At 59.5% G+C, this 25,883-nt stretch carries 21 protein-coding genes; 19 read left to right on the forward strand and 2 right to left on the reverse strand.

The window, feature by feature from the left end:
* Positions 1 to 319: 319 nt before the first annotated feature.
* The 17 genes from ACYVI2_RS02040 (at position 320) to ACYVI2_RS02120 (ending at position 19,381) form a co-directional block, all read left to right on the forward strand.
* Complete coding sequence (locus tag ACYVI2_RS02040; RefSeq protein WP_415821890.1) at positions 320 to 1,423, forward strand: porin; 1,104 nt, start codon at positions 320 to 322, stop codon at positions 1,421 to 1,423.
* A gap of 283 nt (positions 1,424 to 1,706) precedes the next feature.
* The gene (locus ACYVI2_RS02045; protein ID WP_094821469.1) at positions 1,707 to 2,066 is read left to right on the forward strand and encodes an NADH-quinone oxidoreductase subunit A; all 360 of its coding nucleotides are present in this window, start codon (positions 1,707 to 1,709) and stop codon (positions 2,064 to 2,066) included.
* A 34-nt stretch (positions 2,067 to 2,100) separates the two neighbouring features.
* Positions 2,101 to 2,577: a NuoB/complex I 20 kDa subunit family protein gene (locus ACYVI2_RS02050; RefSeq protein ID WP_006217960.1), complete on the forward strand. Its 477-nt coding sequence runs from the start codon at positions 2,101 to 2,103 to the stop codon at positions 2,575 to 2,577.
* 65 nt (positions 2,578 to 2,642) lie between these two features.
* Positions 2,643 to 3,275 carry an NADH-quinone oxidoreductase subunit C gene (locus ACYVI2_RS02055; protein WP_415821891.1) on the forward strand — a complete coding sequence of 211 codons (633 nt, stop codon included), beginning with the start codon at positions 2,643 to 2,645 and terminating at the stop codon, positions 3,273 to 3,275.
* Positions 3,276 to 3,278: 3 nt separating this feature from the next.
* Positions 3,279 to 4,535, forward strand: coding sequence for an NADH-quinone oxidoreductase subunit D (locus ACYVI2_RS02060; RefSeq protein ID WP_415821892.1), 1,257 nt, complete (start codon positions 3,279 to 3,281; stop codon positions 4,533 to 4,535).
* Between the two features lie 40 nt (positions 4,536 to 4,575).
* A complete protein-coding gene (gene nuoE / locus ACYVI2_RS02065) occupies positions 4,576 to 5,070 on the forward strand; it encodes an NADH-quinone oxidoreductase subunit NuoE (RefSeq protein ID WP_094821466.1) in 495 nt (164 codons plus the stop codon).
* Positions 5,067 to 6,434, forward strand: coding sequence for an NADH-quinone oxidoreductase subunit NuoF (gene nuoF, locus ACYVI2_RS02070; RefSeq protein WP_415821893.1), 1,368 nt, complete (start codon positions 5,067 to 5,069; stop codon positions 6,432 to 6,434). Before nuoE ends, nuoF begins: the two co-directional genes overlap by 4 nt.
* A 15-nt stretch (positions 6,435 to 6,449) precedes the next feature.
* Positions 6,450 to 8,777, forward strand: a complete 2,328-nt coding sequence (gene nuoG / locus ACYVI2_RS02075; RefSeq protein WP_415821894.1) for an NADH-quinone oxidoreductase subunit NuoG — start codon at positions 6,450 to 6,452, stop codon at positions 8,775 to 8,777.
* Position 8,778: 1 nt separating this feature from the next.
* Positions 8,779 to 9,852, forward strand: coding sequence for an NADH-quinone oxidoreductase subunit NuoH (gene nuoH, locus ACYVI2_RS02080; protein ID WP_415821895.1), 1,074 nt, complete (start codon positions 8,779 to 8,781; stop codon positions 9,850 to 9,852).
* Positions 9,853 to 9,873: 21 nt separating this feature from the next.
* Entirely contained in the window at positions 9,874 to 10,362 is a 489-nt protein-coding gene (gene nuoI / locus ACYVI2_RS02085; RefSeq protein WP_094821462.1) for an NADH-quinone oxidoreductase subunit NuoI, read from the forward strand.
* Positions 10,363 to 10,379: 17 nt separating this feature from the next.
* Positions 10,380 to 11,027 (forward strand): NADH-quinone oxidoreductase subunit J, encoded by a 648-nt coding sequence (locus tag ACYVI2_RS02090; RefSeq protein ID WP_415821896.1) that lies wholly within the window; start codon positions 10,380 to 10,382, stop codon positions 11,025 to 11,027.
* Positions 11,024 to 11,332 (forward strand): NADH-quinone oxidoreductase subunit NuoK, encoded by a 309-nt coding sequence (gene nuoK / locus ACYVI2_RS02095; protein WP_094821460.1) that lies wholly within the window; start codon positions 11,024 to 11,026, stop codon positions 11,330 to 11,332. Before ACYVI2_RS02090 ends, nuoK begins: the two co-directional genes overlap by 4 nt.
* A gap of 17 nt (positions 11,333 to 11,349) precedes the next feature.
* The gene (gene nuoL, locus ACYVI2_RS02100) at positions 11,350 to 13,395 is read left to right on the forward strand and encodes an NADH-quinone oxidoreductase subunit L (RefSeq protein ID WP_415821897.1); all 2,046 of its coding nucleotides are present in this window, start codon (positions 11,350 to 11,352) and stop codon (positions 13,393 to 13,395) included.
* Positions 13,392 to 14,894, forward strand: coding sequence for an NADH-quinone oxidoreductase subunit M (locus tag ACYVI2_RS02105; RefSeq protein WP_415821898.1), 1,503 nt, complete (start codon positions 13,392 to 13,394; stop codon positions 14,892 to 14,894). Before nuoL ends, ACYVI2_RS02105 begins: the two co-directional genes overlap by 4 nt.
* A gap of 9 nt (positions 14,895 to 14,903) precedes the next feature.
* Entirely contained in the window at positions 14,904 to 16,388 is a 1,485-nt protein-coding gene (gene nuoN / locus ACYVI2_RS02110) for an NADH-quinone oxidoreductase subunit NuoN (RefSeq protein ID WP_415821899.1), read from the forward strand.
* A 61-nt stretch (positions 16,389 to 16,449) separates the two neighbouring features.
* Complete coding sequence (locus ACYVI2_RS02115; protein ID WP_415821900.1) at positions 16,450 to 16,776, forward strand: DUF2818 family protein; 327 nt, start codon at positions 16,450 to 16,452, stop codon at positions 16,774 to 16,776.
* 154 nt (positions 16,777 to 16,930) lie between these two features.
* The gene (locus tag ACYVI2_RS02120; protein WP_415821901.1) at positions 16,931 to 19,381 is read left to right on the forward strand and encodes an ankyrin repeat domain-containing protein; all 2,451 of its coding nucleotides are present in this window, start codon (positions 16,931 to 16,933) and stop codon (positions 19,379 to 19,381) included.
* A 117-nt stretch (positions 19,382 to 19,498) separates the two neighbouring features.
* Here ACYVI2_RS02120 and serB read toward each other — a convergent pair whose 3' ends face one another.
* Both serB and mfd read right to left on the reverse strand, forming a co-directional pair.
* A complete protein-coding gene (serB, locus tag ACYVI2_RS02125; RefSeq protein ID WP_415821902.1) occupies positions 19,499 to 20,368 on the reverse strand; it encodes a phosphoserine phosphatase SerB in 870 nt (289 codons plus the stop codon).
* A gap of 139 nt (positions 20,369 to 20,507) precedes the next feature.
* The gene (mfd, locus tag ACYVI2_RS02130; protein ID WP_415821903.1) at positions 20,508 to 23,969 is read right to left on the reverse strand and encodes a transcription-repair coupling factor; all 3,462 of its coding nucleotides are present in this window, start codon (positions 23,967 to 23,969) and stop codon (positions 20,508 to 20,510) included.
* A 29-nt stretch (positions 23,970 to 23,998) separates the two neighbouring features.
* Between mfd and ACYVI2_RS02135 the strand changes: the two genes are divergently transcribed.
* Together ACYVI2_RS02135 and ispF are read left to right on the forward strand one after the other, a co-directional pair.
* A complete protein-coding gene (locus tag ACYVI2_RS02135) occupies positions 23,999 to 24,793 on the forward strand; it encodes an IspD/TarI family cytidylyltransferase (RefSeq protein ID WP_415821904.1) in 795 nt (264 codons plus the stop codon).
* 229 nt (positions 24,794 to 25,022) lie between these two features.
* Entirely contained in the window at positions 25,023 to 25,511 is a 489-nt protein-coding gene (gene ispF, locus ACYVI2_RS02140) for a 2-C-methyl-D-erythritol 2,4-cyclodiphosphate synthase (RefSeq protein ID WP_415821905.1), read from the forward strand.
* Positions 25,512 to 25,883: the final 372 nt, after the last annotated feature.

Raw genomic sequence — 25,883 nt, forward strand, 5'->3', positions numbered from 1 at the left:
GTATCCAGTATTGTTTCGAGTTACTAAAGAAAGAGCGTAGCAGACCGGCAGGCAAATCATCAGCTGGACGTCAGGTCGCGCCAATGCTGGTTCTCACAGGGGTTTAGGGTAAACACTTAGAGGAATTAGGCCGATATCGTTGAGTGTTGCAGTATCCCAACATCTCGGGCATCGATCACCCCCTTTTATGGGGGGAACCGTAGCCAGTACGAGGGTTTTTTGATGCAATAGCGTCAACTTCCCTTCGCGGAGTTAGGGGGGCGCAGGTTCTTCGCAAAACCAGGCGCCCTTGTCACTCAAATCAACGGAGATTTCTTAAATGAAAAAGACTCTGCTCGCTGCCGCCCTGCTCGCTGGCTTTGCCGGCGTGGCCCAGGCAGAAACCTCGGTGACGCTGTACGGCATCATCGATACCGGTATCGGCTACAACAAGGTGAAGGGCGACGGCTGGGACAGCGGTAGCCGTGTCGGCATGATCAATGGCGTGCAGAACGGTTCGCGTTGGGGCCTGCGTGGCACCGAAGATCTGGGTGATGGCCTGCAAGCCGTCTTCCAACTGGAAAGCGGTTTCAACTCCAGCAACGGTAATTCCGCCCAAGGCGGCCGTCTGTTCGGTCGTCAAGCCACCATCGGTCTGCAAAGCGACAGCTGGGGCCGTCTGGATCTGGGCCGTCAAACCAACATCTCGTCCAAGTACTTCGGTTCGATCGATCCGTTCGGCGCTGGTTTCAACCAAGCCAACATCGGTGTCGGCCTGAGCGCTGCCAACACGGTTCGCTACGACAACCTGGTTCTGTACCAAACCCCGTCGTTCAGCGGCTTCCAATTGGGCGTCGGCTACTCGTTCAACGCTGACGACAACAGCGACAGCTCGTTCAAGACCAACGACAACACCCGTGCTATCACGGCTGGTCTGCGTTACCAGAACGGTCCTTTGAACGTTGCGTTCTCGTTTGACCAACTGAGCGCTCCGCACAACCTGGACGAAGATGCCACGCCGCGCATGTACGCCATCGGCGGTTCGTACGACTTCGAAGTCGTGAAACTGGCGCTGGCCTACGGCCGTACCACCGACGGCTGGTTCGCTGGCCAAGGCATCAACGGCACGTCGTTCCTGCCGGGCCAAAACGGTCTGGGCAGCAACATGTTTGCTGACGGCTTCAAGTCGAACACCTACATGGTCGGTTTGACCGCCCCCATCGGTGGCGCTTCGAAGATCTTCGGTTCGTGGCAAATGGTTGACCCCAGCAACGACAAGTTGACTGGCGGCGACGAAACCATGAACGTCTGGAGCCTGGGCTACACCTACGACCTGTCCAAGCGTACCAACCTGTACGCCTACGGTTCGTACATCCAGGACTACGCGTTCATCGACGGTGTGAAGAGCACCGCTGTTGGTCTGGGTATCCGTCACCGCTTCTAATCGACTGCGAGGCGCAAGCCTCGCTTCGATGGATTGCGCATAAGCAGGCCTTTGGTCTGCTTGTGAAAAAAGCCGCCTCTCGGGGCGGCTTTTTTCATGGGCTTTTCTTGTCGTTGCGGTGTCTTAAAATGAGGGGACGTCCTCTCTGCGAGGGCTGTAAACCGCAGGGGTGGCGCGAAGGCATTTTTGTTCGCGCTTCCTTGTTTTTGGGCGGCTGGGTTCAGCGCATCGTCACTTTGCAAATGCTACAATCTGAAGGTTTGCGCATTTGACGGACGCCAAAATGAACTTGCAACAGTATTTTCCCGTCCTGCTGTTTATCGCAGTGGCTACCCTGATCGGGTTTGCGCTGCTGACGGCAGGTTCGCTCTTGGGGCCTCGCCGCCCCTACGCTGAAAAGCTTTCAGCGTATGAGTGCGGTTTTGAGGCCTTCGAAGACGCTCGTATGAAGTTCGATGTGCGCTACTACCTGGTAGCCATCCTCTTCATCCTGTTCGATCTCGAAATCGCCTTTTTGTTCCCGTGGGCGATTGCTCATGGCACGGTTGGTCTCGTCGGTTTCTGGACTGTCATGGTCTTTCTGGCGATTCTGACGGTCGGCTTCATCTACGAATGGAAAAAGGGCGCGCTGGATTGGGAATAACCCAAGGCTCTCCTGCACGCTATCAGAGACAACTATGGCTATAGACGGCATCCTTAAGCAAGGCTTTATCACCACCAGTGCCGACAAGTTCCTCAACTGGGCAAAAACGGGCTCCATGTGGCCCATGACCTTCGGTCTGGCCTGTTGTGCGGTGGAAATGATGCACGCCGGTGCGGCGCGCTACGACCTGGATCAATTCGGCATCATTTTCCGCCCCAGCCCCCGTCAGTCCGATCTGATGATCGTGGCCGGCACGCTGTGTAACAAAATGGCGCCCGCGCTGCGCAAGGTCTACGACCAAATGCCCGAGCCGCGCTGGGTGGTTTCTATGGGATCGTGTGCGAACGGCGGTGGTTATTACCACTATTCGTACTCGGTGGTGCGTGGTTGTGATCGTATTGTGCCGGTCGATGTTTACGTGCCGGGCTGTCCGCCTACGGCCGAAGCATTGGTCTATGGTTTGCTGCAAATGCAGAACAAGATCCGACTGACCAACACTATTGCCCGCTGACCGCATTCCGCCGCGCGATGTAGTGCGCCGGCGGTGCCGTCAGCATATCGGTTTACCTAAGCGACATGACGATGACCAGGCTCGAAACCCTGAAACATAACCTGCAGGCTGCGTTGGGGGCGGATATCGCCCTGACCGAGGCATACGGCGAGCTCACGCTCGAGGTGCCGGCCGATCAATGGATCACGGTCTGCAACAAGCTGCGTACGGATGCCAGCCTGCACTTCGAAACCTGTATCGATCTGTGCGGCGTTGATTACCTGACCTGGGGTAACGGCAGCCGTCAGCTCGAGGCGGATAGTGCGGTTGGCGGCGCGCCGAGCCTGCGCTATGCGGTGGTGGTGCATTTGCTGTCCGTCACGCACAACTGGCGCCTGCGTGTGCGTACGTTTGCGCCCGATGACGAATTCCCCATCGTGGCCTCGCTGCTAGGGTGCTGGCCCGGGGTCAACTGGTTCGAACGAGAGGCTTTTGATTTGTATGGCATCGTTTTCGAAGGCCATCCCGATCTGCGCCGCATCCTGACCGACTATGGCTTCATCGGTCATCCTTTCCGCAAAGACTTCCCCCTGTCGGGCAATGTCGAAATGCGCTACGACCCGGAACAGCGCCGCGTGGTGTACCAGCCGGTCACCATCGATCCGCGCGAAATTACCCCGCGTGTCGTACGCGAAGACTCCTACGGCCTGGGGCGTTAAATCATGGCAGAAATCAAGAACTACACTCTGAACTTCGGTCCTCAACACCCGGCCGCGCACGGTGTGCTGCGTCTGGTGTTGGAGCTCGATGGCGAGGTGATTCAGCGCGCCGATCCTCATATTGGCCTGTTGCATCGCGCCACGGAAAAGCTCGCTGAACACAAGACTTTCATCCAGGCGTTGCCCTATATGGATCGCCTGGACTACGTGTCCATGATGTGCAACGAGCACGCCTATGTCATGGCCATCGAAAAGCTCCTCGGTGTCGAAGCACCCCTGCGCGCGCAGTACATCCGCGTCATGTTCGATGAGATCACGCGTCTGCTCAATCACCTGATGTCCCTGGGCTCGCACGCCCTGGACGTGGGCGCCATGGCGGTGTTCCTGTATGCCTTCCGCGAGCGCGAAGACCTGATGGACTGCTACGAAGCGGTCTCGGGTGCACGCATGCACGCGGCCTATTACCGGCCGGGTGGCGTGTATCGCGATTTGCCTGACACCATGCCGCAATACGGTGACAGCAGCAAATACCGCGGTGACAAGGAAATGCGCATCATGAACGATGCGCGCTCGGGTTCGCTGCTGGATTTCATCGAGGACTTTACCAACCGGTTTCCGGCTTGCGTCGATGAATACGAAACGCTGTTGACCGACAACCGTATCTGGAAACAGCGTCTGGTAGGCATTGGCGTGGTCGATCCCGATCGTGCCAAAGCCCTGGGCTTTACCGGCCCGATGTTGCGGGGTTCGGGCATAGCCTGGGACTTGCGCAAGATGCAGCCGTACGAGGTTTACGATCTGCTCGAGTTCGACATCCCGGTGGGGGTGAATGGCGACTGCTATGACCGTTATCTGGTTCGCGTGGCGGAAATGCGTGAAAGCAACCGCATCATCCGCCAGTGCGTGGAGTGGCTGCGCAACAACCCCGGTCCGGTCATGATCGAGAACCACAAGGTCGCGCCGCCCAGCCGTACCAACATGAAAACCAACATGGAAGAGCTGATTCACCACTTCAAGCTCTTCACCGAAGGTTTCCACGTTCCTCCTGGCGAAGCTTACGCCTCGGTGGAGCACCCCAAAGGCGAATTCGGCATTTATCTCGTGTCCGACGGCGCCAACAAGCCTTACCGCCTGAAAATTCGGGCGCCAGGATTTGCCCATTTGCAATCGCTCGATGAGATGGCCCGCGGTCACATGATCGCCGACGCCGTCACCATCATCGGCACGCAGGATATCGTTTTCGGCGAAATCGACCGCTGAACCCTCAGCCCGACCGCCCCGCATAACCCGGATTCAAACTATGCTGCTTTCCGCACAGGCCTATCAGAAAATCGATCGGGAACTTGCCAAGTTCCCGGGCGACCAGCGCCAGTCGGCCATCATGGCTTCGCTTGCCATCGCGCAAGAAGAAAAAGGCTGGCTCCCTCCCGAGGTGCTCGAAGATGTGGCCAATTACATTGGCGTGCCTCCTATCGCAGTGCAGGAAGTCGCCACGTTCTACAACATGTTCGACACCCGGCCCGTAGGCAAGCACAAGATCTCCGTGTGCACGAATTTGCCCTGTGCCTTGCGCGATGGCGAAAAGGCGGGCGATTTCCTCAAGCGCAAGCTGGGTATCGAGTTCCGTGAGACCACCCCCGACGGCCTGTTCACGCTGGTCGAAGGCGAATGCATGGGGGCTTGCGGTGATTCGCCCGTGCTGCTGGTCAACAACAAACATATGTGTGTGCGTATGACCGAAGAAAAACTCGACGCGCTGGTCCAAGGCCTGAAAGCGCAAGGAGAATCGGCATGAACGCGCCCGATCTGTACACAAAACTGGCTCAGGGGCTGGATCCCAACCCGCTGAACGATCTGTCGAGCTCCATGTGTTTGCATGGCCGTCACCTCTCGCCGCAAATCATGGCGGACGTCGACGGCAGCAACTGGCACTTGCAAGACTACGTCAAGCGCGGCGGCTACGAGGCATTGCGCAAGATCCTGACCACGGGCATGAAGCCCGAGGACGTGATCGCCGAGGTCAAGGCCTCTGGCCTGCGCGGCCGTGGCGGTGCGGGCTTTCCGACGGGTCTGAAATGGAGCTTCATGCCGCGTGCATTCCCAGGCCAAAAATACCTGGTGTGCAACTCCGACGAAGGCGAGCCTGGTACGTTCAAGGATCGCGACATTCTGCGCTTTAACCCGCATATCGTGATCGAAGGCATGGCGATTGCCGCGTATGCCATGGGCATCAGCGTGGGTTACAACTACATCCACGGTGAAATTTTCGAGGTGTATCAGCGCTTCGAAGAGGCCCTCGAAGAAGCCCGCGCGGGCGGCTTTCTGGGTGACAAGATTTTCGGCTCCGACTTCAGCTTCCAGCTGCACGCTTTCCACGGCTACGGCGCCTACATCTGCGGCGAAGAAACCGCGTTGCTCGAGTCCCTCGAAGGCAAAAAGGGCCAGCCGCGTTTCAAGCCGCCGTTCCCAGCCAGCTTTGGTTTGTACGGCAAGCCCACCACCATCAACAACACCGAGACTTTCGCGGCGGTGCCCTGGATCATCCGCAATAGTGGCCAGGCCTACCTCGAGGTTGGCAAGCCCAACAACGGCGGCACCAAATTGTTCTCGATCTCGGGCGACGTCGAGCGTCCGGGCAACTACGAGATCCCGATGGGCACCCCGTTCCCCAAGCTCTTGGAACTGGCCGGCGGCATGCGCGGTGGCAAAAAACTCAAGGCAGTGATCCCCGGTGGTTCGAGCGCGCCCGTGTTGCCCGCCGACATCATGATGGACACGACCATGGACTACGACTCGATCTCCAAGGCCGGGTCCATGCTGGGTTCGGGGGCGGTCATCGTCATGGACGAAACCCGCTGCATGGTGAAATCGCTGCTGCGGCTGTCGTATTTCTACTTTGAAGAAAGCTGCGGTCAATGCACGCCCTGCCGCGAAGGCACGGGTTGGCTCTACCGCATGGTGCATCGCATCGAGCACGGCCAAGGTCGCAAAGAAGACCTCGATCTGCTCGATAACGTGGCCGGCAACATCATGGGTCGCACCATCTGCGCACTGGGTGACGCTGCCGCTATGCCGGTACGCGGTTTTCTCAAGCATTATCGCGACGAATTCGCGCACCACATCGAGCACAAATCGTGTGTGGTTCCGCATTATCTGTAGGTCTCAGGAACAGCAATGGTTGAATTAACCGTCGACGGCAATCAGGTCGAAGTCCCCGAGGGCAGCATGGTGATGCATGCGGCCCAGAAGATCGGCTTGTATGTGCCCCATTTCTGCTACCACAAGAAACTGTCCATCGCGGCCAACTGCCGCATGTGCCTGGTTGAAGTGGAAAAAGCGCCCAAGGCGCTGCCCGCCTGCGCTACGCCGGCCACGAATGGCATGGTGGTGCACACCTGCTCAGAAAAAGCCAAGGCCGCGCAGAAATCGGTCATGGAATTTCTGCTGATCAATCACCCGCTCGATTGCCCGATCTGCGATCAGGGCGGCGAGTGCCAGTTGCAGGATCTGGCTGTGGGCTACGGCGGCTCTGCTTCGCGTTATCGCGAAGAAAAGCGCGTGGTCTTTCACAAGGATCTCGGCCCGCTGGTGTCGGCCGAGGAAATGTCACGTTGTATCCACTGCACCCGTTGCGTGCGCTTTGGCCAGGAAATCGCCGGCGTCATGGAACTGGGCATGCTGGGCCGTGGCGAGCATTCCGAGATCACGACGTTCGTGGGCCGTTCGGTCGAGTCGGAGCTCTCCGGCAACATGATCGACCTCTGTCCCGTCGGTGCGTTGACCTCCAAACCGTTCCGCTACACCGCCCGGACCTGGGAATTGGCGCGCCGCCGTACGGTCAGCCCGCACGACAGCCTGGGCGCCAATCTGGTGGTACAGGTCAAAGGCGAGCGCGCCATGCGCGTCGTGCCTTTCGAGGATGAGGCCATCAACGAATGCTGGATCAGCGACCGCGATCGTTTTTCCTACGAGGGTCTGAACAGCGGTGATCGTCTGACCGTACCCATGATCAAAGGCACCGACGGCAAATGGCAAGAGGCCTCCTGGGCCGATGCGCTGCAAGCCGTCGCCCAAGGCCTGTCGCGCGTGCGGGATAGCCATGGCGCGGGCCAGATCGGCGCCTTGGCTGCCGAGTACGCCACGACCGAAGAATTCGCCTTGCTGGGCCGCCTCGTGCGCGCCCTGGGTTCGGAAAACATCGATTTCCGTCTGCGTCAGACGGACGCGAGCTTCGACGCTGCCTTGTCGGGTGCGCCGTGGCTGGGCATGCCGATTGCCGATCTGGACTCGCTGGATCGTGTGCTGGTGGTCGGTTCGTTCCTGCGCAAAGATCACCCGCTGATGGCGCAGCGTCTGCGCCAGGCCGCCAAACGCGGCACGCAAGTATTGCTGGTCGACAGCGCTGCGGACGATCCGTTGCTGCCGGTGGCTGGTCGTATCACGGTTGCGCCGTCCGGCCTGCCGTTGGCTTTGGCCCAAGTCGCGGTGGCGCTGGCCCAGGCTAAAGAGCAAGCCGTGCCTGCCGAGTTCGCCTCGGTGACGCCGGACGAAAACGCCAAGCGTATCGCCGCCAGCCTGGCTTCGGGCAGCAATGTCGGCGTATTGATGGGCAACATGGCCGTCGCATCGCCGCAGGCTTCGCTCTTGGCCGCCAATGCGCGCAGCATCGCCGATATCGCCGGTGCGCGTTTCGGTTTCCTGACCGCCGGTGGCAACACGGTGGGCGGTTATCTGGCCGGTGCGGTGCCGGGGCAGGGCGGCAAGACCGCCGCTGCCATGCTGGCCGAGCCGCTCAAGGCCTACATCGTGCTGCATGCCGAGCCTTCCCTGGATACCGACAACGGTCCTCAGTCCGTGGCTGCGTTGCGTGCTGCTGAGTTCGCCGTGGCGCTCACACCGTATGCGTCGTCTGCCGAGGATTGGGCCGACGTCATGCTGCCCGTGTCGCCGTTTACCGAGACCTCGGGTACGTTTGTCAACGCCCAAGGCTTGCCGCAGAGTTTCAAGGGCACCGTTACCCCATTGGGTCAGACGCGTCCGGGCTGGAAAGTCCTGCGCGTGCTGGGCAATGTGCTGCAATTGCCGGGCTTTGACGACGAGACCTCCGAATCCGTGCGAGACACCGCGCTGGCTGGTGGCATCGAGGGCCGTCTGTCCAACGAGATCAAGGCCCAGCGTGGCCTGGGTCAGGTGGCCACATCGCTCGAGCGTGTGACCGATGTGCCGATCTATCGTACCGATGCCATCGTGCGTCGTTCGTGGCCTCTGCAAGACGCACCCGCGTCGCAGGCGCCCACGGCACGCATGAACGGCGCCACGTTGGCTGGGCTGGGCCTGGCTGCCGGCGTCAAGGTTCGCGTAGCCGGTGCGGCCGGTTCGGTCGAGCTTGAAACCGTCCAGGATGATGCCGTGGCCGATCGTTCGGTGCGTATTGCGGCGGCCTTCGAACAAACCGCCGCCCTGGGTGGCGCATTCGGTGAAATCAGCGTGGAGCGTGCCTGACATGGAATGGCTCAATACTCTTGAAAGCCACGGTCAGGCCTTGCTGGGCCCGACGGCCTGGCTGGTGATCTGGACGATCGTCAAGATCGTCGTCATCGCGGTTCCCATTATTTTGTGCGTGGCTTACCTCACGTACTGGGAACGCAAGATGATTGGCTGGATGCACGTGCGTCTGGGGCCGACCCGTGTCGGTTTCCGGGGCTTGCTGCAGCCGTTTGCCGACGTGTTCAAACTGCTCACTAAAGAAGTCGTTGTTCCCACGCAGGCCAACAAGATCCTGTTCATCGTGGCGCCGGTCGTGACGCTGATGCCGGCCTTGGCCGCCTGGGCGGTGGTGCCGTTTGGCCCCGAGATCGTGTTGGCCAACGTCAACGCGGGTCTGCTCTACGTGATGGCGATTACCTCCATCGGTGTGTATGGCGTGATCGTGGCAGGCTGGGCATCGAACTCCAAGTACGCCTTCCTGGGCGCGCTGCGGGCTTCGGCACAGATGGTGTCCTATGAATTGGCCATCGGTTTCGTGCTGGTGACGGTGTTGCTGGTTTCCGGCAGCCTGAACATGTCCGAGATCGTGATGGGGCAGGGCCGCGGCTGGTTTGCCGAACGTGGCCTGACGTTCCTGTCATGGAACTGGCTGCCGCTGTTGCCGCTGTTCGTGATCTATGTGATTTCGGCCGTGGCCGAAACCAACCGTCACCCGTTTGACGTGGTCGAAGGCGAATCCGAAATCGTGGCCGGCCACATGGTCGAGTACTCGGGTATGGCATTTGCACTGTTCTTCCTGGGCGAATACGCCAACATGATTCTCTTGTCAGCCATGGCAGCGATCATGTTCCTGGGAGGTTGGATGCCGCCGATCGATATCGCGCCGTTGACCTGGATTCCGGGCTGGTTGTGGCTGGGTCTGAAAACATTCTGCGTGGTGTCGTTGTTCGTGTGGTTCCGCGCGTCGTTCCCGCGTTACCGCTATGACCAGATCATGCGGTTGGGTTGGAAAATTTTCATCCCGCTGACCGGCGTGTGGCTGGTCGTGGTGGCGATCTGGATGCAGACGCCCTGGAACATTTGGCGTTAACGCGTCAAGCTGAGGCAGGATATGGAAGCGATCAAAGATTTCTTCGGCAGCCTGATGCTGGCCGAGTTGCTCAAGGGCATGCGCCTGACGGGCAAGTACTTTTTCAAGCGCAAGGTCACCTTGCGTTATCCGATGGAAAAAACGCCGACGTCGGCGCGTTTTCGTGGGCTGCACGCGTTGCGCCGCTATCCCAACGGGGAAGAGCGCTGCATTGCGTGCAAGCTATGCGAAGCCGTATGTCCGGCCCTGGCCATCACGATCGAATCGGACGTGCGTGACGACGGTACCCGCCGCACCACGCGTTACGACATCGATCTGACCAAGTGCATTTTCTGCGGTTTCTGTGAGGAAAGCTGCCCCGTGGATTCGATTGTGGAGACCCACATTCACGAATACCACGGTGAAAAGCGCGGCGACCTTTATTTCACCAAAGACATGCTGCTCGCCGTCGGCGACCGCTACGAAGCCGAAATCGCCCGCCGCCGGGCCGAAGACGCGCCATACCGTTGACGCCCAAGGTCTGACTCATGACTTTTACCACTGTCCTGTTCTACATACTGTCTGCGGTCCTGGTGATCGCCGCGTTCCGCGTCATCACGGCGCGCAGCCCGGTGACTGCCGTACTGCATTTGATCCTGGCGTTCGCCAACGCGGCCATGCTGTGGATGCTGCTGGGGGCCGAGTTCCTGGCGCTGCTGCTGGTGCTGGTGTACGTCGGCGCCGTGATGGTCCTGTTCTTGTTTGTGGTCATGATGCTCGATATCCGTATCGACACCTTGCGCGGCGGACTCAAGACCTATCTGCCGCTGGGGCTGATCATCGGTGTCGTGCTGGTGCTTGAAATGTCGTTCGTGCTGGCCAGCACCTGGTACGGCGCGGGCCCGCAGGCGGTGACTGCCGGCGACTACAACAACAGCCGTGCCCTGGGCGAGGCGATGTACACGCAGTACGTGTACGCCGTCGAAGTCGGCGCCGCGTTGCTGCTGGTCGGTATGGTTGCCGCCATCTCGCTGACCCTGCGCCGCCGTCGCGACGCCAAGTACAACGACCCCGCCGCCGCCGTGCGCGTGCGTGCCAAAGACCGTTTCCGTCTGGTCAGCATGCCTGCACAGAGCGATCGTGCCCAGGGCCGCGCTGCCAAGCCGGCCGACGGTGCCCAAGGAGAAAAACAATGACGTTGACGCTGGCTCATTATTTGGTGCTGGGGGCGATCATGTTCGCCATCGGCATCTTCGGCATCTTCCTGAACCGCCGCAATCTGATCATCCTGCTGATGTCCATCGAGCTGGTGCTTTTGGCCGTCAACATGAACTTCGTGGCGTTTTCCAGCTGGTTTGGCGATACCGCCGGCCAGGTGTTCGTGTTCTTCATCCTGACGGTGGCCGCTGCTGAAGCCGCCATCGGTCTGGCGATCTTGGTGCTGCTGTTCCGTAACCTGAACACGATCAACGTTGACGAACTCGATCGCCTGAAGGGCTGACGGGGTATTGGAAGAAAATGTCTAGTTCACCCAATCTGTACTTGCTGATCGCGCTGGCCCCTTTGGCCGGTGCGATCCTCGCCGGGCTGTTCGGCACCGGGTTCCTGGGCCGGCCCATTGGCCGCCGCGGGTCGCACGTCATCACCATCCTGGGGGTGTTGATCTCCGCGATCGGCTCGGTGATCGTGTTGCGCGATGTGCTCAACGGCCACACCTTTGACGGCGCCGTCTACACCTGGAGCCTGATCGGCCAGACCAAGCTCGAGATCGGTTTCCTGATCGATCCGCTGTCGGCCATGATGATGGTGGTGGTCACCTCGGTGTCGTTGATGGTGCACATCTACACCATCGGCTACATGGCGGATGACCCCGGCTATCAACGCTTTTTCGCCTACATCTCGCTGTTCACGTTCTCGATGCTGATGCTGGTCATGTCCAACAACATGGTTCAGCTGTTCTTCGGTTGGGAAGCCGTGGGCCTGGTGTCGTATCTGCTGATCGGTTTCTGGTACACCCGTCCGACGGCGATTTTCGCCAACATGAAGGCGTTCCTGATCAACCGCGTCGGTGACTTCGGTTTCGTACTGGGGATTGGCCTGCTGTTCGCCTACACCGGTACCATGCATTACGGTGAGGTGTTCGCCCAAGCCGATACGCTGGCCGCTCAAACGCTGCCCGGTTCGGATTGGATGCTGTTGACCGTGGCATGTATCTGCCTGTTCATCGGCGCGATGGGTAAATCGGCCCAGGTGCCGTTGCATGCCTGGCTGCCCGACTCGATGGAAGGCCCGACCCCGATCTCGGCGCTGATCCACGCGGCCACCATGGTGACCGCCGGTATCTTCATGGTGGCGCGTTTCTCGCCCCTGTTCGAACTGTCGGATACGGCACTGTCGTTCATCATCGTGATCGGCGCGATCGGCGCGCTGTTCCTGGGTATCCTGGGCATCATCCAGAACGACATCAAGCGCGTGGTGGCGTATTCGACACTGTCGCAGCTCGGTTACATGACGGTGGCGCTGGGCGCCTCGGCCTACTCGGTCGCGATCTTCCACTTGATGACGCACGCGTTCTTCAAGGCGCTGTTGTTCCTGGGGGCAGGCTCGGTCATCATCGGCATGCACCACGATCAGGACATCCGCAACATGGGTGGCTTGCGCAAGTACATGCCGATTACCTGGATCACGTTCCTCTTGGGCACGTTGGCCTTGGTGGGCACGCCGTTCTTCTCGGGTTTCTATTCCAAGGAACACATCATCGAGGCAGCGGGTGCCGCCAACGTGTGGGGCGCGACTTTTGCTTATTACTCGACCCTGATTGGCGTGTTCGTGACCTCGCTGTACTCGTTCCGCGTGTATTTCCTGGTTTTCCATGGCAAAGAACGCTTTGATACCAGCGGCGGCCACGCTCACGGTCATGGTCATGACGACCATGGTCACGACGATCACAGCCACGGTCATGACGATCATGGCCATCATGGCGGTACGCCGCACGAGTCCCCGTGGGTCGTGACGCTGCCTCTGGTGTTGCTGGCGATCCCGTCGGTGCTGATCGGCGCCTGGGTGGTCGACCCGATGCTGTTCGGCGGTTTCTTCGACGGCGTGATCAAGGTGCTGCCGCAGCATCCCGCCATGCACGAACTGCACGAAGAATGGCACGGCTGGGTGGCCTTCGGCATGCATGCGTTCCAGACCTTGCCGTTCTGGCTGGTGGTCGCAGGCGCAGTGGTCTCCTGGTACTGCTACCTGATCAACCCCAAGGTCCCGGCTGCGATCAAGTCCAGCTTGTCGGGCGTGAACAAAGTGCTTGAGAACAAGTACTTCGTCGACTGGGTCAACGAACAGATCATCGCGCGCGGCGCGCGCTGCCTGGGCTACAGCCTGTGGCAACGCGGTGACCGTGGCTTGATCGATGGCTTGCTGGTCAATGGCAGCGCTCGTGTGGTGGGCTGGGTGGCCGCGATCAGCCGTCATCTGCAGTCCGGTTATATCTATCACTACGCGTTCGCGATGATCATCGGCATCATGGCTCTGATTACTTTCTTTGTGCTGATTCCCCAATGACGGCAAGCGACATGGCATCCAACACTTTTCCCTGGCTAACGCTTGCGATCTTCGTTCCGATCGCATTCGGCCTGCTGGTGCTGGCCCTGGGCCGCGACGACCGGCCTGGGCTGACACGTGGCTTGTCTTTGATTGGCGCGATTGCGGGCTTTCTGGTCACGATTCCGCTGTACACCGGTTTTGATTCCTCGACGGCTGCCATGCAGTTCGTCGAAAAGACTTCCTGGATCGAAGCCTTCAACGTCAACTATCACCTCGGTATCGACGGTATCTCGTTGTGGTTCGTGCTGCTGACCGCCTTCATCACCATCATCGTGGTGCTGGCTGGCTGGGAGGTCATCACCAGCCGCGTGTCGCAGTACATGGCCGCCTTCCTGATCCTTTCGGGTCTGATGGTGGGCGTGTTCGTGGCGCTGGACGGCATGCTGTTCTACGTGTTCTTCGAGGCGACGCTGATCCCGATGTACATCATCGTCGGGGTGTGGGGCGGTCCCAACCGTGTCTATGCCGCGTTCAAGTTCTTCTTGTACACGCTGATGGGCTCGTTGCTGACACTGGTTGCATTCGTCTACCTGTGGAACGTCTCGGGCGGCTCGTTCGATATCCTGACCTGGCACCAAGTCAAACTGGGCCATACGCCGCAGATCCTGATCTTTGTGGCCTTGCTCGCGGCTTTCGCGGTCAAGGTGCCGATGTGGCCGGTGCACACCTGGTTGCCGGATGCTCACGTCGAGGCGCCCACCGGCGGCTCGATCGTGCTGGCAGCCATCATGCTCAAGCTCGGCGCCTACGGCTTCCTGCGTTTTTCGTTACCGATCGCTCCGGACGCCTCGCATAGCCTGGCTGGCCTGATGATCACGCTGTCGCTGATCGCCGTGATCTACATCGGCCTCGTCGCCATCGTGCAAGACGACATGAAAAAGCTGGTCGCATATTCGTCCGTGGCGCACATGGGCTTTGTGACCCTGGGCTTTTTCATCTTCAACACCGCTGGTGTCGAGGGTGCGATCGTGCAGATGATCTCGCACGGTTTCGTGTCGGGTGCGATGTTTATGTGTATCGGGGTGCTGTATGACCGCATGCACTCGCGGCGCATTGCTGATTACGGAGGCGTGATCAACGTCATGCCGCGTTTTGTGACGTTCTTTGTGCTGTTCTCCATGGCCAATAGCGGCTTGCCCGCCACGAGCGGTTTCGTGGGCGAGTTCATGGTCATCATGGGTGCGGTCGAGCACAATTTCTGGATCGGTCTGCTGGCTGCGACGGCGCTGATTTTGGGTGCGTCGTACTCGCTGTGGATGGTCAAGCGCGTGGCCTTTGGCGATATCGCCAACGACCATGTGCGTGAACTCACCGATATCAACAGCCGCGAATTCCTGATTCTTGGCGTGATGGCTATCGCTGTGTTGTACATGGGTATCTATCCCAAGCCCTTTACCGACGTCATGCATGCTTCGGTCGAGGCCCTGCTGCAACACGTTGCCATCTCGAAACTGTAAGACTGACTCATGATGCAATCTCACATTGATTTCGCCCTGGCTACGCCCGAGATTCTGTTACTGATTTTCGGTCTGGCGATTCTGCTGATCGATGCGATCAGTACTCATCCCGAGCGCAAGCCGACTTTTGTGCTGACGCTGCTGGCCTTGGGCGTGGTGACCGTCGTCTCGTTGTTGCAATGGAAAAACGGCACGGTGGGTCGTACGTTTAATGGCCTGTATGTGGCCGACAATCTGTCGCACCTGCTCAAGGTCGCGTCGTACATTGCCGTTGCGGTGACGCTGATTTATGGCCGTGCCTACGCGCAAGTCCGCGACATGCTGCGCGGCGGTGAGCTGTATGTGTTGTCGCTGATGGCTCTGTTGGGTCAGATGGTGATGATCTCGGCGGGCAACCTGATCAGCGTGTATCTGGGCCTGGAGCTGATGTCTCTGGCGCTGTATGCCCTGATCGCACTGCGTCGCGACGATGTGGTCGCCACCGAAGCCGCCATGAAATACTTCGTGCTGGGCGCGTTGGCCTCGGGTTTCCTGCTGTACGGCATGTCCATGGTGTACGGGGCGACCGGCCATCTGGATATCGTCGAGATTTCCAATGTCATCGCGGCGGGCAAACAGGAAAATATGGCGCTGGTGTTCGGCGTGGTGTTCCTGGTCGCAGGTCTGGCGTTCAAGCTGGGTGCAGTGCCGTTCCATATGTGGGTGCCTGACGTTTACCAAGGTTCCCCGACTGCTGTGACGCTGATCCTGGGTGCTGCACCGAAGCTGGCTGCGTTTGCGATTACGCTGCGTTTGCTGGTCGAAGGCCTGCATGGTCTGGCTGCCGATTGGCAACCGATGCTGATGATCCTGGCGATTCTGTCGTTGGCCATTGGTAACCTGACTGCGATCGCGCAGACGAACTTCAAGCGCATGCTGGCGTATTCCACGATTTCGCATGTTGGCTTCGTTCTGTTGGGGTTGATGTCGGGTGTCGTGGCAGGCAAGCCCGATGCATCGGCGAATGCCTACGGTGCGTCGTTGTTTTACATGCTGATCTATGTGCTGACCACGCTGGGCACTTTTGGCATGGTTCTGCTGTTGTCGCGTCAGGGTTTTGAGTGCGAGCAGATCGATGACCTCAAAGGCCTGAACCGTCGCAGCCCGTGGCATGCCGCGTTGCTGCTGCTGTTGATGTTTTCGCTGACGGGTATTCCCCCGATGGTGGGCTTCTACGCGAAGCTGGCTGTTCTGCAAGTGCTGGTGGACGCCGGCTACGTGTGGTTGGCTGTGGTGGCGGTGGTGTTCTCGCTGATCGGCGCGTTCTACTACCTGCGCGTGGTCAAGGTGGTGTACTTTGACGAGCCAGCGGCTGATGCGGGCAAGATCGCGGCACCTTGCAGCCATTGCGGTATCTTGTCGGTCAATAGCGCATTGATCCTGGTGCTGGGCATTCTGCCGGGCGGCTTGATGGCGCTGTGTGTGCACGCGATTCAGACCTCTCTGGGTCTGTGAGGTAGGCGATACCTGTGCGTAATAGGGCGATGATGCGGTCGAACACGATAGGGGGATGGTCATGAACCAGACCCTGGCTGTTTGGCTGCTCATCGCTCTTGCTTTAGTCAGCGCGAATTTGCCGTTTTTGACTGAGCGAGTGTTGACGGTGCTGCCGTGGAAACGGGGCGCCGTGGTCAAGCCGTTCTGGCTGCGTATGGTTGAGCTTTTGCTGTATTACGCAATTGTGATGGGCCTGGGGTTTGCTTTTGAAGCGGCCTTGGGGAATCCGTTTGCGCAGGGGTGGGAGTTTTACGCGATTACCTTGAGTTTATATCTGGTGCTGGGATATCCGGGCTTTGTGTTTCGGTATCTGTTCAAGCGACATCCTGTGGCGCGCGCGGATTAATTAATAAATATAGGTCGTCCGCTAATCAACCTACCGGTATGTCCACCGGAATCAGGCCACCACAAGTCCGTACAGCAGTTCGATGGAACCGTTGCTGTGCTGCGGTCACTTAAGCGGGAAATGGGCCGAGTAGTTGTCGCACGTGCCAACGGATATGTTGGAGAAGCGCAACGGCCTCCTTTTTCATCCCCTGCTCGAAGGCCGCTCGACAATGAATATCAATCCGGACTCAGTCGCTAACATTCCCTCCTACACGCCTTCTGACGGTTTAATCGCCACGCAGCACCTCGCGAGTTTATTTGCAGCTATTAAAGGCGCTGACGTGCGTACCGCCGTTGAGATTCTCAATCAGTATGAGCCAGACTTGTCGTCCATCGATGATGAGGGGCAGACTCCAATTCACCTGGCTATTTCATTGCGCAGACACGAGATTGCTGCGCAGATGCTTGCCAAGTTGCCAGCGGGTCATCAGGCGTTGAATGCACGGAATCGAGAGGGTTACACGCCGCTAATGCTTGCTGTGGAGAGAGGCAATATCTCGCTGAGCAAATCCTTGATTGAGAACGGATCGACCGTCCACGTCGGCGACGACGTGAATTGCTCGGAAAGCCGGCTAAAGGACAAATCACACACAATCGCCGCCGCGCAGCTCTTGCTGGAAACCGCAGGGGATATGTCCGCGGCCTTTACGTTGGCGATCCAGCGTGACATTCGAAGTTTGGACTTCCGATTCCGTGACGCAAGGCAACAGCTGCGCGAGGCTTGTGAGCAAGGCGACATAGATAGTGCAAAAACCTTCATTGCTGCAGGCATGGACCCGTCATATACCTTGATGAGAGTGGTATCGACGATGTGGAACCAGGTCGGCGTTGCCTCTGCGATGGCGGTACGGACTTTGATAGCGGCCGGAGCAGATCCGACCGAAGCGCTGAAGCAGGCGCTCGCGGAAAGGATCATCAACAAAGACGCTGTCCAAAAGTTATTGATGCTGGGAGCATCGGGTGAGCAGGCGCTGATCCACCATGCCAAGAACGCCAACGTCGACGCGGTGAGATTCCTGCTTGGTAACGCGCCGAATAACGCACTGGATAAAACCCGGGTATTGGTGGAGTTGGCGGAGAGCGGCTATCAGCATGCTGTCGAACTATTGCTCGCTGAGGGGCTAGACTTTGCTGCGGCGTTGGCGCACGTGTTAGAGGCCGGTAATAAGAGAGCGGTCAAGGTATTGGTCGACGCAGACGCGGACTCCTCGGAGAAATTGACCGCGTTGGCCCTGGGCGGCCACGAATATCCGGCAGGCGTGATTGAGCGACTGGCAGTTTTGATCAGTGCCGGGGTGGACCCGTCACGAACCTTGTATGAGATCGCCAAGGATGCGAAGGATCCGACGGCGATTAAAGTTCTGATTGCTGCCGGTGCGAAGGTTCCTGCCGCACTGCATCACGCCTCGTCTGCCGAACGGTCTACGATTGAGCAGACGCTACAGAATGCGGCCCGCGACGTGGCGGAGGTACGGGCGGCAATGCAGCAGACCGGCGACGACGACATTACGCTGCTAGCAAACATCCTTTACGCGCGCGACGATATTGCTGATCCTGCGAGGACCGACACTCGGGCGCAGTTAATGGTGTTGGCCGACGCATATGAGGCCTCGGCCAATCAGAAATGTGCTGATCTGCTGCGTGCCGTTGTGCTGGGCGACTGGGCGGCAATCAAGGAGCTCTTTGAGGGTGAGATTGAGGATGGGAAGGAGGATGCTGCCGCTCGAGTAATGTTGGACCTCTCTCGCGGCGGCAACGTACCGTTGGGCCGTGTACTGGCCGCTGCGGGCGCGAGTCCGCTCGTGGTCTTGGCGTTCGCCTCACGGTATGAGTGGCAACGGCAACGGGATGCTGGCACGGAGCTGTTGTCTTTTATGCTTGATGTGGGCTATGAGCCGTATGAGATGGTGGCCGAGCTACTCGAGGTAGGGCAAGAGGAGCTAGCAAAGGCCTTCATTGAGAAGAAGGATATCGACGTGTTCGACATGCTCGATGTGGCAGCACAGAGGAATGACGTATCGGCGCTAAAGCAGTTTATCCCTCGACTGATTAAGGGGACGCATGCATTGGAGCGCGCGATTACCGAAGGCAATACAAATCTGGCACGGACGTTGGTGGCCGCGGGCGTAGAGTTTAATCAACGCAGTGAACGGGCGTTAAGCCACGCCGTTGAGCAGGGCAATACAGAATTATTGAAAGTGGGCATCGCCGCTGGCATTGACGTCGGCCCAGAGGCTAGCATCGCCCTGGTTCGCGCAACTGGGCAGGGCAATATCGAGTTGGTAAACGCACTGAGAGACTTAGGTGCGGTAGCGCCAAAGACCGATCTCCATAACGACTTGTACTATGCGGTTAATGACGGCGACATTGACCTTGCAAAAGGGCTCATCGCTTTTGGGGCGGATGTCTCGCAGGCGTTGGTGGCCGCATTTACGGACCATGAGCGTGACTCCGCACAAACGTTACTTAACTTGGGTGGTGATATCTCTCGGGTACGCGAGTATGTGCGGAACAATCCAGACGATGAGTCAACTCGGTCTCTATTAAGGGATGCAGAGGGGTAATAGGCGCCACGGCAGCCGCATGCAGATCTCGATCGCTGTAACTGGCGCGCCCCTAGGCGCCCAGTTATGGCAATCCTGCAACATCCTTCTCGCGGCAAACGTCACTGCCTACGAAGGCTAAGCACCCAGACCGCCTTCGAACCAATTCAGCACGCCATCCAACCCCGCTACATTCAACGCATAAGGCGTCTGCTGTCTCACAATCGGCTTGGCCCGATAAGCCACCGCATAGCGGGCAAACCCCAACATCTTGAGATCATTAGCCCCATCACCCAGAGCAATGATCTGGTCTGGACGTGCGTCATATGTTTGCGCGAACGCGCGCAGATGCATCAGTTTGGCGTCTGCATCCAAAATATCGCCGAGCACTTTGCCAGTCAGCACGCCATCTTTGATTTCCAAGGTGTTGGCATACGCGCTATCGAGATTCAGGCGTTGGCGCAGGCGTTCTGTAAAGAACGTGAATCCCCCTGACACTAATAGCACCTTGATCCCGGCCGCCTGTGCCGTTGATATCAATTGCTCCGCACCCGGATTCAGGCGCAGTTTGTCTGCATATACCTGTTCCAGTGCCGATGCCGGGGTGCCCTCCAGCAAGGCCACCCGACGGCGCAGGCTTTCCGAGAAGTCCTTGATCTCGCCTCGCATCGCCGCCTCGGTGATCTCGGCGACTTTGGGTTTGACCCCGGCGACGCCGGCGATTTCGTCGATGCACTCGATGTTGATCAGCGTGGAATCCATGTCCATCGCCAATACTTTACATTGCGACAGACGAACGCCGGCAGGTACGAATGCCGTGTCGATGCCGTGCTGTTCTCCCCAGGCCGTGACCTGTGTGCGCACGTCGGCGTCTTGCGATACGTCCAATAGACGAGAGGCTGTGGCGCTGAGATGGACGACGCCTTGAGCTTGCGCCAGGGCCGCTAATTGTTCGACCTGCGCAGCGCCGAGTGCTGGGGATTGAATGACGAGATGAGTGGTAGACATGGCAGAAAGTGTGTCGGTGAAGGGCCGGTGCGTGCGAATGCAGCTCAAAGCATAACGCGGACCTGAAAGAGACTATTTTGCAGGCGCATTTTCAGCGCCATGCAAAGGGTGTTTGATCGAGTTCGTCGGCACGCATGGGCTATTTCAATGAGCGCAGTACCGCGCGTACGGCATCGGCACGCGTGGAGACTTTGACGACGGTGAACTCGATGCGTAACTTGTCCGGGCCGGCCAATTTGATATGGCGCTGTTTTTGTATCAGCTCGATGATCCGAGCGGGATCGACCGTGGTTTTGGGGCCGAACTGGATCAGTGCCTGGTTTTCGCTGGCATCGATCTTGATGATGCCCAGCGGTTGCGCCGCCAGTCTCAGGCGGTGCGTCGTCAGCAGTACTTGTGCGGCCTCGGGCAGTTTGCCAAAGCGATCGATGAGTTCTTCCTGGATGCGGATCAGATCGTCTTCGTCTTCGGCGTGCGATAGGCGTTTGTAGATAGCCAGACGTGCATGCACATCCGCACAATAGTCGGAGGGGAGCAGCGCCGGAGCATGCAGATTGACCTCGCATGCCAGGTTGAACGGCGCATCCAGATCGGGTTCTTCGCCTGCCTTGAGCGCGCGCACGGCCTCGTTGAGCATCTCGTTGTACATCGAGAAGCCGATTTCGTGGATGTTGCCGGATTGCGATTCGCCCAGGACTTCGCCCGTGCCGCGGATTTCCAGATCGTGCATGGCGAGATAAAAACCAGAGCCCAGCTCTTCCATCGCCTGAATCGCTTCCAAACGTTTTTTGGCGTTGGAGGTAATCGCGTCTTCGCCAGGCGTCATCAGGTAAGCATAAGCCTGGTGGTGAGAGCGCCCGACCCGGCCGCGCAGCTGGTGCAATTGCGCCAGGCCGAAGCGATCGGCGCGATGGATGACGATGGTGTTGGCGCTGGGCACGTCGATGCCCGTTTCGATGATGGTGGTACATAGCAACACGTTAAAGCGCTGCTGATAAAAGCCCTTCATCACTTGTTCCAGCTCGCGCTCGGGCATTTGGCCGTGCGCGACGGCGATGCGGGCTTCGGGTACGAGTTCTTCGAGGCGCGCGCGACGGTTGTGGATGGTCTCGACTTCGTTGTGCAGGAAATAGGCCTGGCCGCCACGCTTGAGTTCGCGCAGCAGGGCCTCACGTATGGTGCTGCCGTCTTCGCGACGGACAAAGGTCTTGATCGCCAAACGCTTTTGCGGTGCGGTGGCAATGACGGAGAAATCGCGTATGCCTTCGAGCGACATGCCCAGGGTGCGCGGGATGGGCGTGGCGGTCAGCGTCAAGACATCGACTTCGGCGCGCAGGGCCTTCAGCGCCTCTTTCTGGCGTACGCCAAAACGGTGTTCCTCGTCGATGATGACCAGGCCCAGGCGCTTGAAACGTACGTCTTTAGACAGGATCTTGTGCGTGCCGATCACGATGTCGACACGGCCATCGTTGATGCCTGTGATGGCATCGGCGACTTCTTTTGAGGAACGGAAACGCGAGAGCTCGACCACGCGCACAGGCCAATCGGCAAAGCGGTCGGCAAAGGTCTGGGCATGCTGTTCGGCCAACAGTGTCGTGGGGCAGAGCAAAGCCACCTGTTTGCCATTGGCGACGGCCAGAAAGGCGGCGCGCAGCGCGACTTCGGTTTTGCCAAAGCCGACGTCGCCGCACACCAGGCGATCCATCGGGCGGCCCGAGGTCATGTCGCTAATGACGGCTTGAATCGCGGCAGCCTGGTCGGGCGTTTCTTCGAAGCCAAAGCCTTCGGCAAAGGCTTCATAGTCGTTGATGGGCAGGTTAAAGGTATAGCCTTCGCGTGCCGCGCGTTGTGCGTACAGCGCCAACAGTTCGGCGGCCGTGTCGCGCACCTGGCGGGCGGCTTTGCGGCGAGCCTTGTCCCATTGGCCCGATCCCAGTTGATGCAGCGGTGCGGCATCGGGGTCTGCGCCGCTATAGCGGGCAATGACATGCAGCTGCGAAACGGGCACGTATAACGTGCTGCCGTTGGCGTATTCGAGATGCAGGAATTCCATCTCGCCGTCGCCCATGTCCATGTTGATCAGGCCATGGTATCGCCCGATGCCGTGCTGCGCGTGGACGACTGGGTCGCCGGCGCGCAACTCGGACAAGTCCCGCACCATGGCTTCGACGTTGCTGGTGCGTTCCTGATCGCGCCGGCCACGCCGCGTTCCACCGGCATTGCCCGGATACAGGTCGTTTTCGGTGAGAAACAGCAGTTCGGCCGAAGGGATGCCAAAGCCCGCCGACAACGGCGCCGCGAGCAGGGCAAAAGAGGACTGAGAAACGAGAAATTCCTGCAGCGTTTCCGGCTGCGCATCCGGTGGCAGCTCGAACTCGGTCAGCATTTGCGCCAGCGTTTCGCGCCGGCCTGCCGAATCTGCGCACAGCAAGACGCGCGATTCGCCGCGCGCCAACAAGGCGCGCAGGCGAGCGATGGGGTCTTCGGCGCGGCGGCTGATGCTGACGTTGGGCGCCGTGGAGAAATCCGGATGCGGTGCTCCCTCGGTCAATGCCAGGCGCGGAAACGCCTTGAATCGGCCATGCAGCCCTTCGCTGTCCAGAAACAGGGCCGAGGGCGGCAGTACAGGGCGCTCGCGGTCGCTTTTCAGGAACGTATAACGAGTGCTGGTGTCCTGGCTGAAGCGTTGGATCGCGTCTTCGATATCGCCCAATGTGACGGTAATCGCATCGGCCGGCAGATAGTCGAATAGCGTTGCGGTCTCGTCAAAGAACAGCGGCAGGTAATACTCGACACCGGCAAAAGCGATGCCGTTGCCGATATCTTTGTAGGGCAAGGCGCGTGACGGGTCGCCTTCGAATTCCTCGCGAAAACGTGCCCTGAATCGATTGCGCGATTCTTCGTCCATCGGAAACTCGCGGCCCGGCAGCAACTGTACGTCGCGCACCGGGTACAGACTGCGTTGCGTGTCGACGTCAAAGCTGCGTATGGACTCGATTTCGTCGTCAAACAGGTCCAGCCGGTAGGGCACCGCCGACCCCATGGGGAACAGATCGATCAATCCCCCGCGCAGACAGAACTCCCCGGGCGCCGTGACCTGGGTGACGTGGGCGTAGTTTGCCAATGTCAGTTGGGCGCGCAGCGCGGCCTCGTCCAGCTTGTCTTTCTGCTTGAACGAGAACGTATAGGCAGCCAGAAACGAGGGCGGGGCCAGACGATACAGGGCCGTCGTGACCGGCACGAGCAGCACATCGACCGTATGCTGCATGAGGGCATGCAGGGTATGCAGGCGTTCCGACACCAAATCCTGATGGGGCGAGAACGCGTCGTACGGCAGCGTTTCCCAGTCGGGCAATTGCCGTACCCGCAGGTCGGGCGCGAACTGGGGGATCTCGTCGGCGAGCCGCTGTGCCTCCAGGGGAGCCGCCGTCAGAACGACAAGCGGCCGGCCGCTTTGCCGGGCGAGGTCGGCCAATAGCCATGCGTCGGCCGAGCCTGGTGGACGCGGCTGCGCGTAGCGTGCGCCGGGTTTCAGGGCGGACAGTGTGGCGGCAGTGGCGGGGATCCGCGAGGCCGCATTCAGGAGTGAGGAATCAGACATCAGGCGGAAGATTATAAAATCTCTCGGCCATGACTGACTCTCTAATTGCAATTGTTCCTGCCGCCGGCGTCGGCCAGCGTGCTACACGGGCCGGTGAATCGGGCCCGCCCAAGCAATATCGCCTGATTGCGGGGCAGCCTATGCTGCGCCACGCGGTGCAGGCGTTGCTGGCGGACGCCCGTATTGCCCAGGTGCGGGTGGCAGTGTCTGCCGATGACGGCTGGGCCGCTGAGGCCCTGGCTGGCTTGCCCCGCACCGTCTGCAGGCCGTGTGGAGGCCCCACACGGGCTGAGACGGTGGCAGCGGCGTTGGCCGACAGTGGGGCGGCAGATGATGACTGGGTGCTGGTCCACGATGCAGCGCGTCCTGGTTTGCCGGCGGGGGCTTTGGCTCGTCTGATCGATGCTTGCCTTTTTGACGCTGTGGGCGGACTGCTGGCATTGCCGGTGGCGGATACGGTGAAATCGCAGCGCAGGCTCGATACCGGGACTTCGCGCGGCCAGTCTGCTGCCCAGGCATTGATGCCGGTTGGTGACGGGACTAGTGACAATGGTGTCCCAAGTGACTCGTCAACTCATGCTGAGCCCCGGGTGCGTGCAACGCTGGATCGCGAGGGGTTATGGCTGGCACAGACTCCTCAGATGTTCCGGGCTGGCCTGCTGCGCACGGCATTGGCGAGCGCGCAATCTGCGGGGGTGGCGGTTACTGATGAGGCGTCGGCGATTGAGGCGGCTGGCTATACGCCTTTGCTGGTACCCGGGTCGTTACGCAATTTCAAGGTGACGTGGCCGGATGATTTTGAATTGATGGGGACATGGCTTTGACGCTGCTTTTTGCCGCCGGGCCGCCCCAAGGCAAAAAAATGCCCCCCTGGGGGGCAGCAAGCCAAAGGCGCGGCGTGGGGGGGTTCTCGCCGCCGGGCCGCCACAAGGCGAAAATGCCTCCTGGGGGGGCAGCAAGCCAAAGGCGCGACGTGGGGTTTTTTCTCGCCGCCGGGCCGCCACAAGGCGAAAATGCCTCCTTGGGGGCAGCAAGTTTTTTCTGGAGTATTGAATGAGTTTTCCTTTCCGAGTCGGTCAGGGCTTTGACGTGCATGCCTTGGTGATGGGCCGTCCGTTGATTATCGGCGGCGTCACGATTCCGCATACGCATGGCTTACAGGGGCATTCGGATGCGGATGTGTTGCTGCATGCGGTGACGGATGCGTTGCTTGGGGCGGCTGGATTGGGCGACATCGGGCGGCATTTCCCGGACACGGATCCTGCCTATAAGGGCGCCGACAGTCGTGTGCTATTGCGAGATGCTGTTGCCAAAATTCGCGCGGCCGGGTGGGTGCCGGTGAATATCGACGCTACCGTTCATGCCCAAGCGCCGAAAATCGGTCCTCATGCAGCCGCGATGGTGGCGAATATCGCTGCTGATGTTGGCGTTGAGGTGGACGTGATCAACATCAAGGCCAAGACTAACGAGGGGCTGGGGTATCTGGGGCGTAAAGAAGGAATTGCCGCTACCGTGGTTGCCTTGCTGGCTAGAATGGAGTGAAGGGCTTTTTTTGCGGTTTGGTGCTTAGGGCGAGCTAGGAGTTCTATTGGTCGTCGAGCCGCGCTATAACGAGCGCCATGAGTGGCATTACGTCAATGTGACTCGAGAGATCTTTTGTCATGCAACGGTGCCACAGCCTGTGCATGCCGATCCCGAACGCGATTTTCGGGGGTGCAGGGCCCCCGAAAATCGCAGCCCTGCAAGATCCTTCTCTTCACCCAGGCTGATGCAGAAAAACGCCAAGCAAGAAAGCCGTGCCAGCGATGTGATGAGCTTGAGTTACTGCGAGTCGATGCGGGGCAGTGGCCGCGTGGGGGCGCCTCGTGGCCGAGTGGAGCGGACACCGTAGGGAGCGCGAAGGCGCGGACGAGG

This window comes from Bordetella tumbae (genome assembly GCF_054780995.1).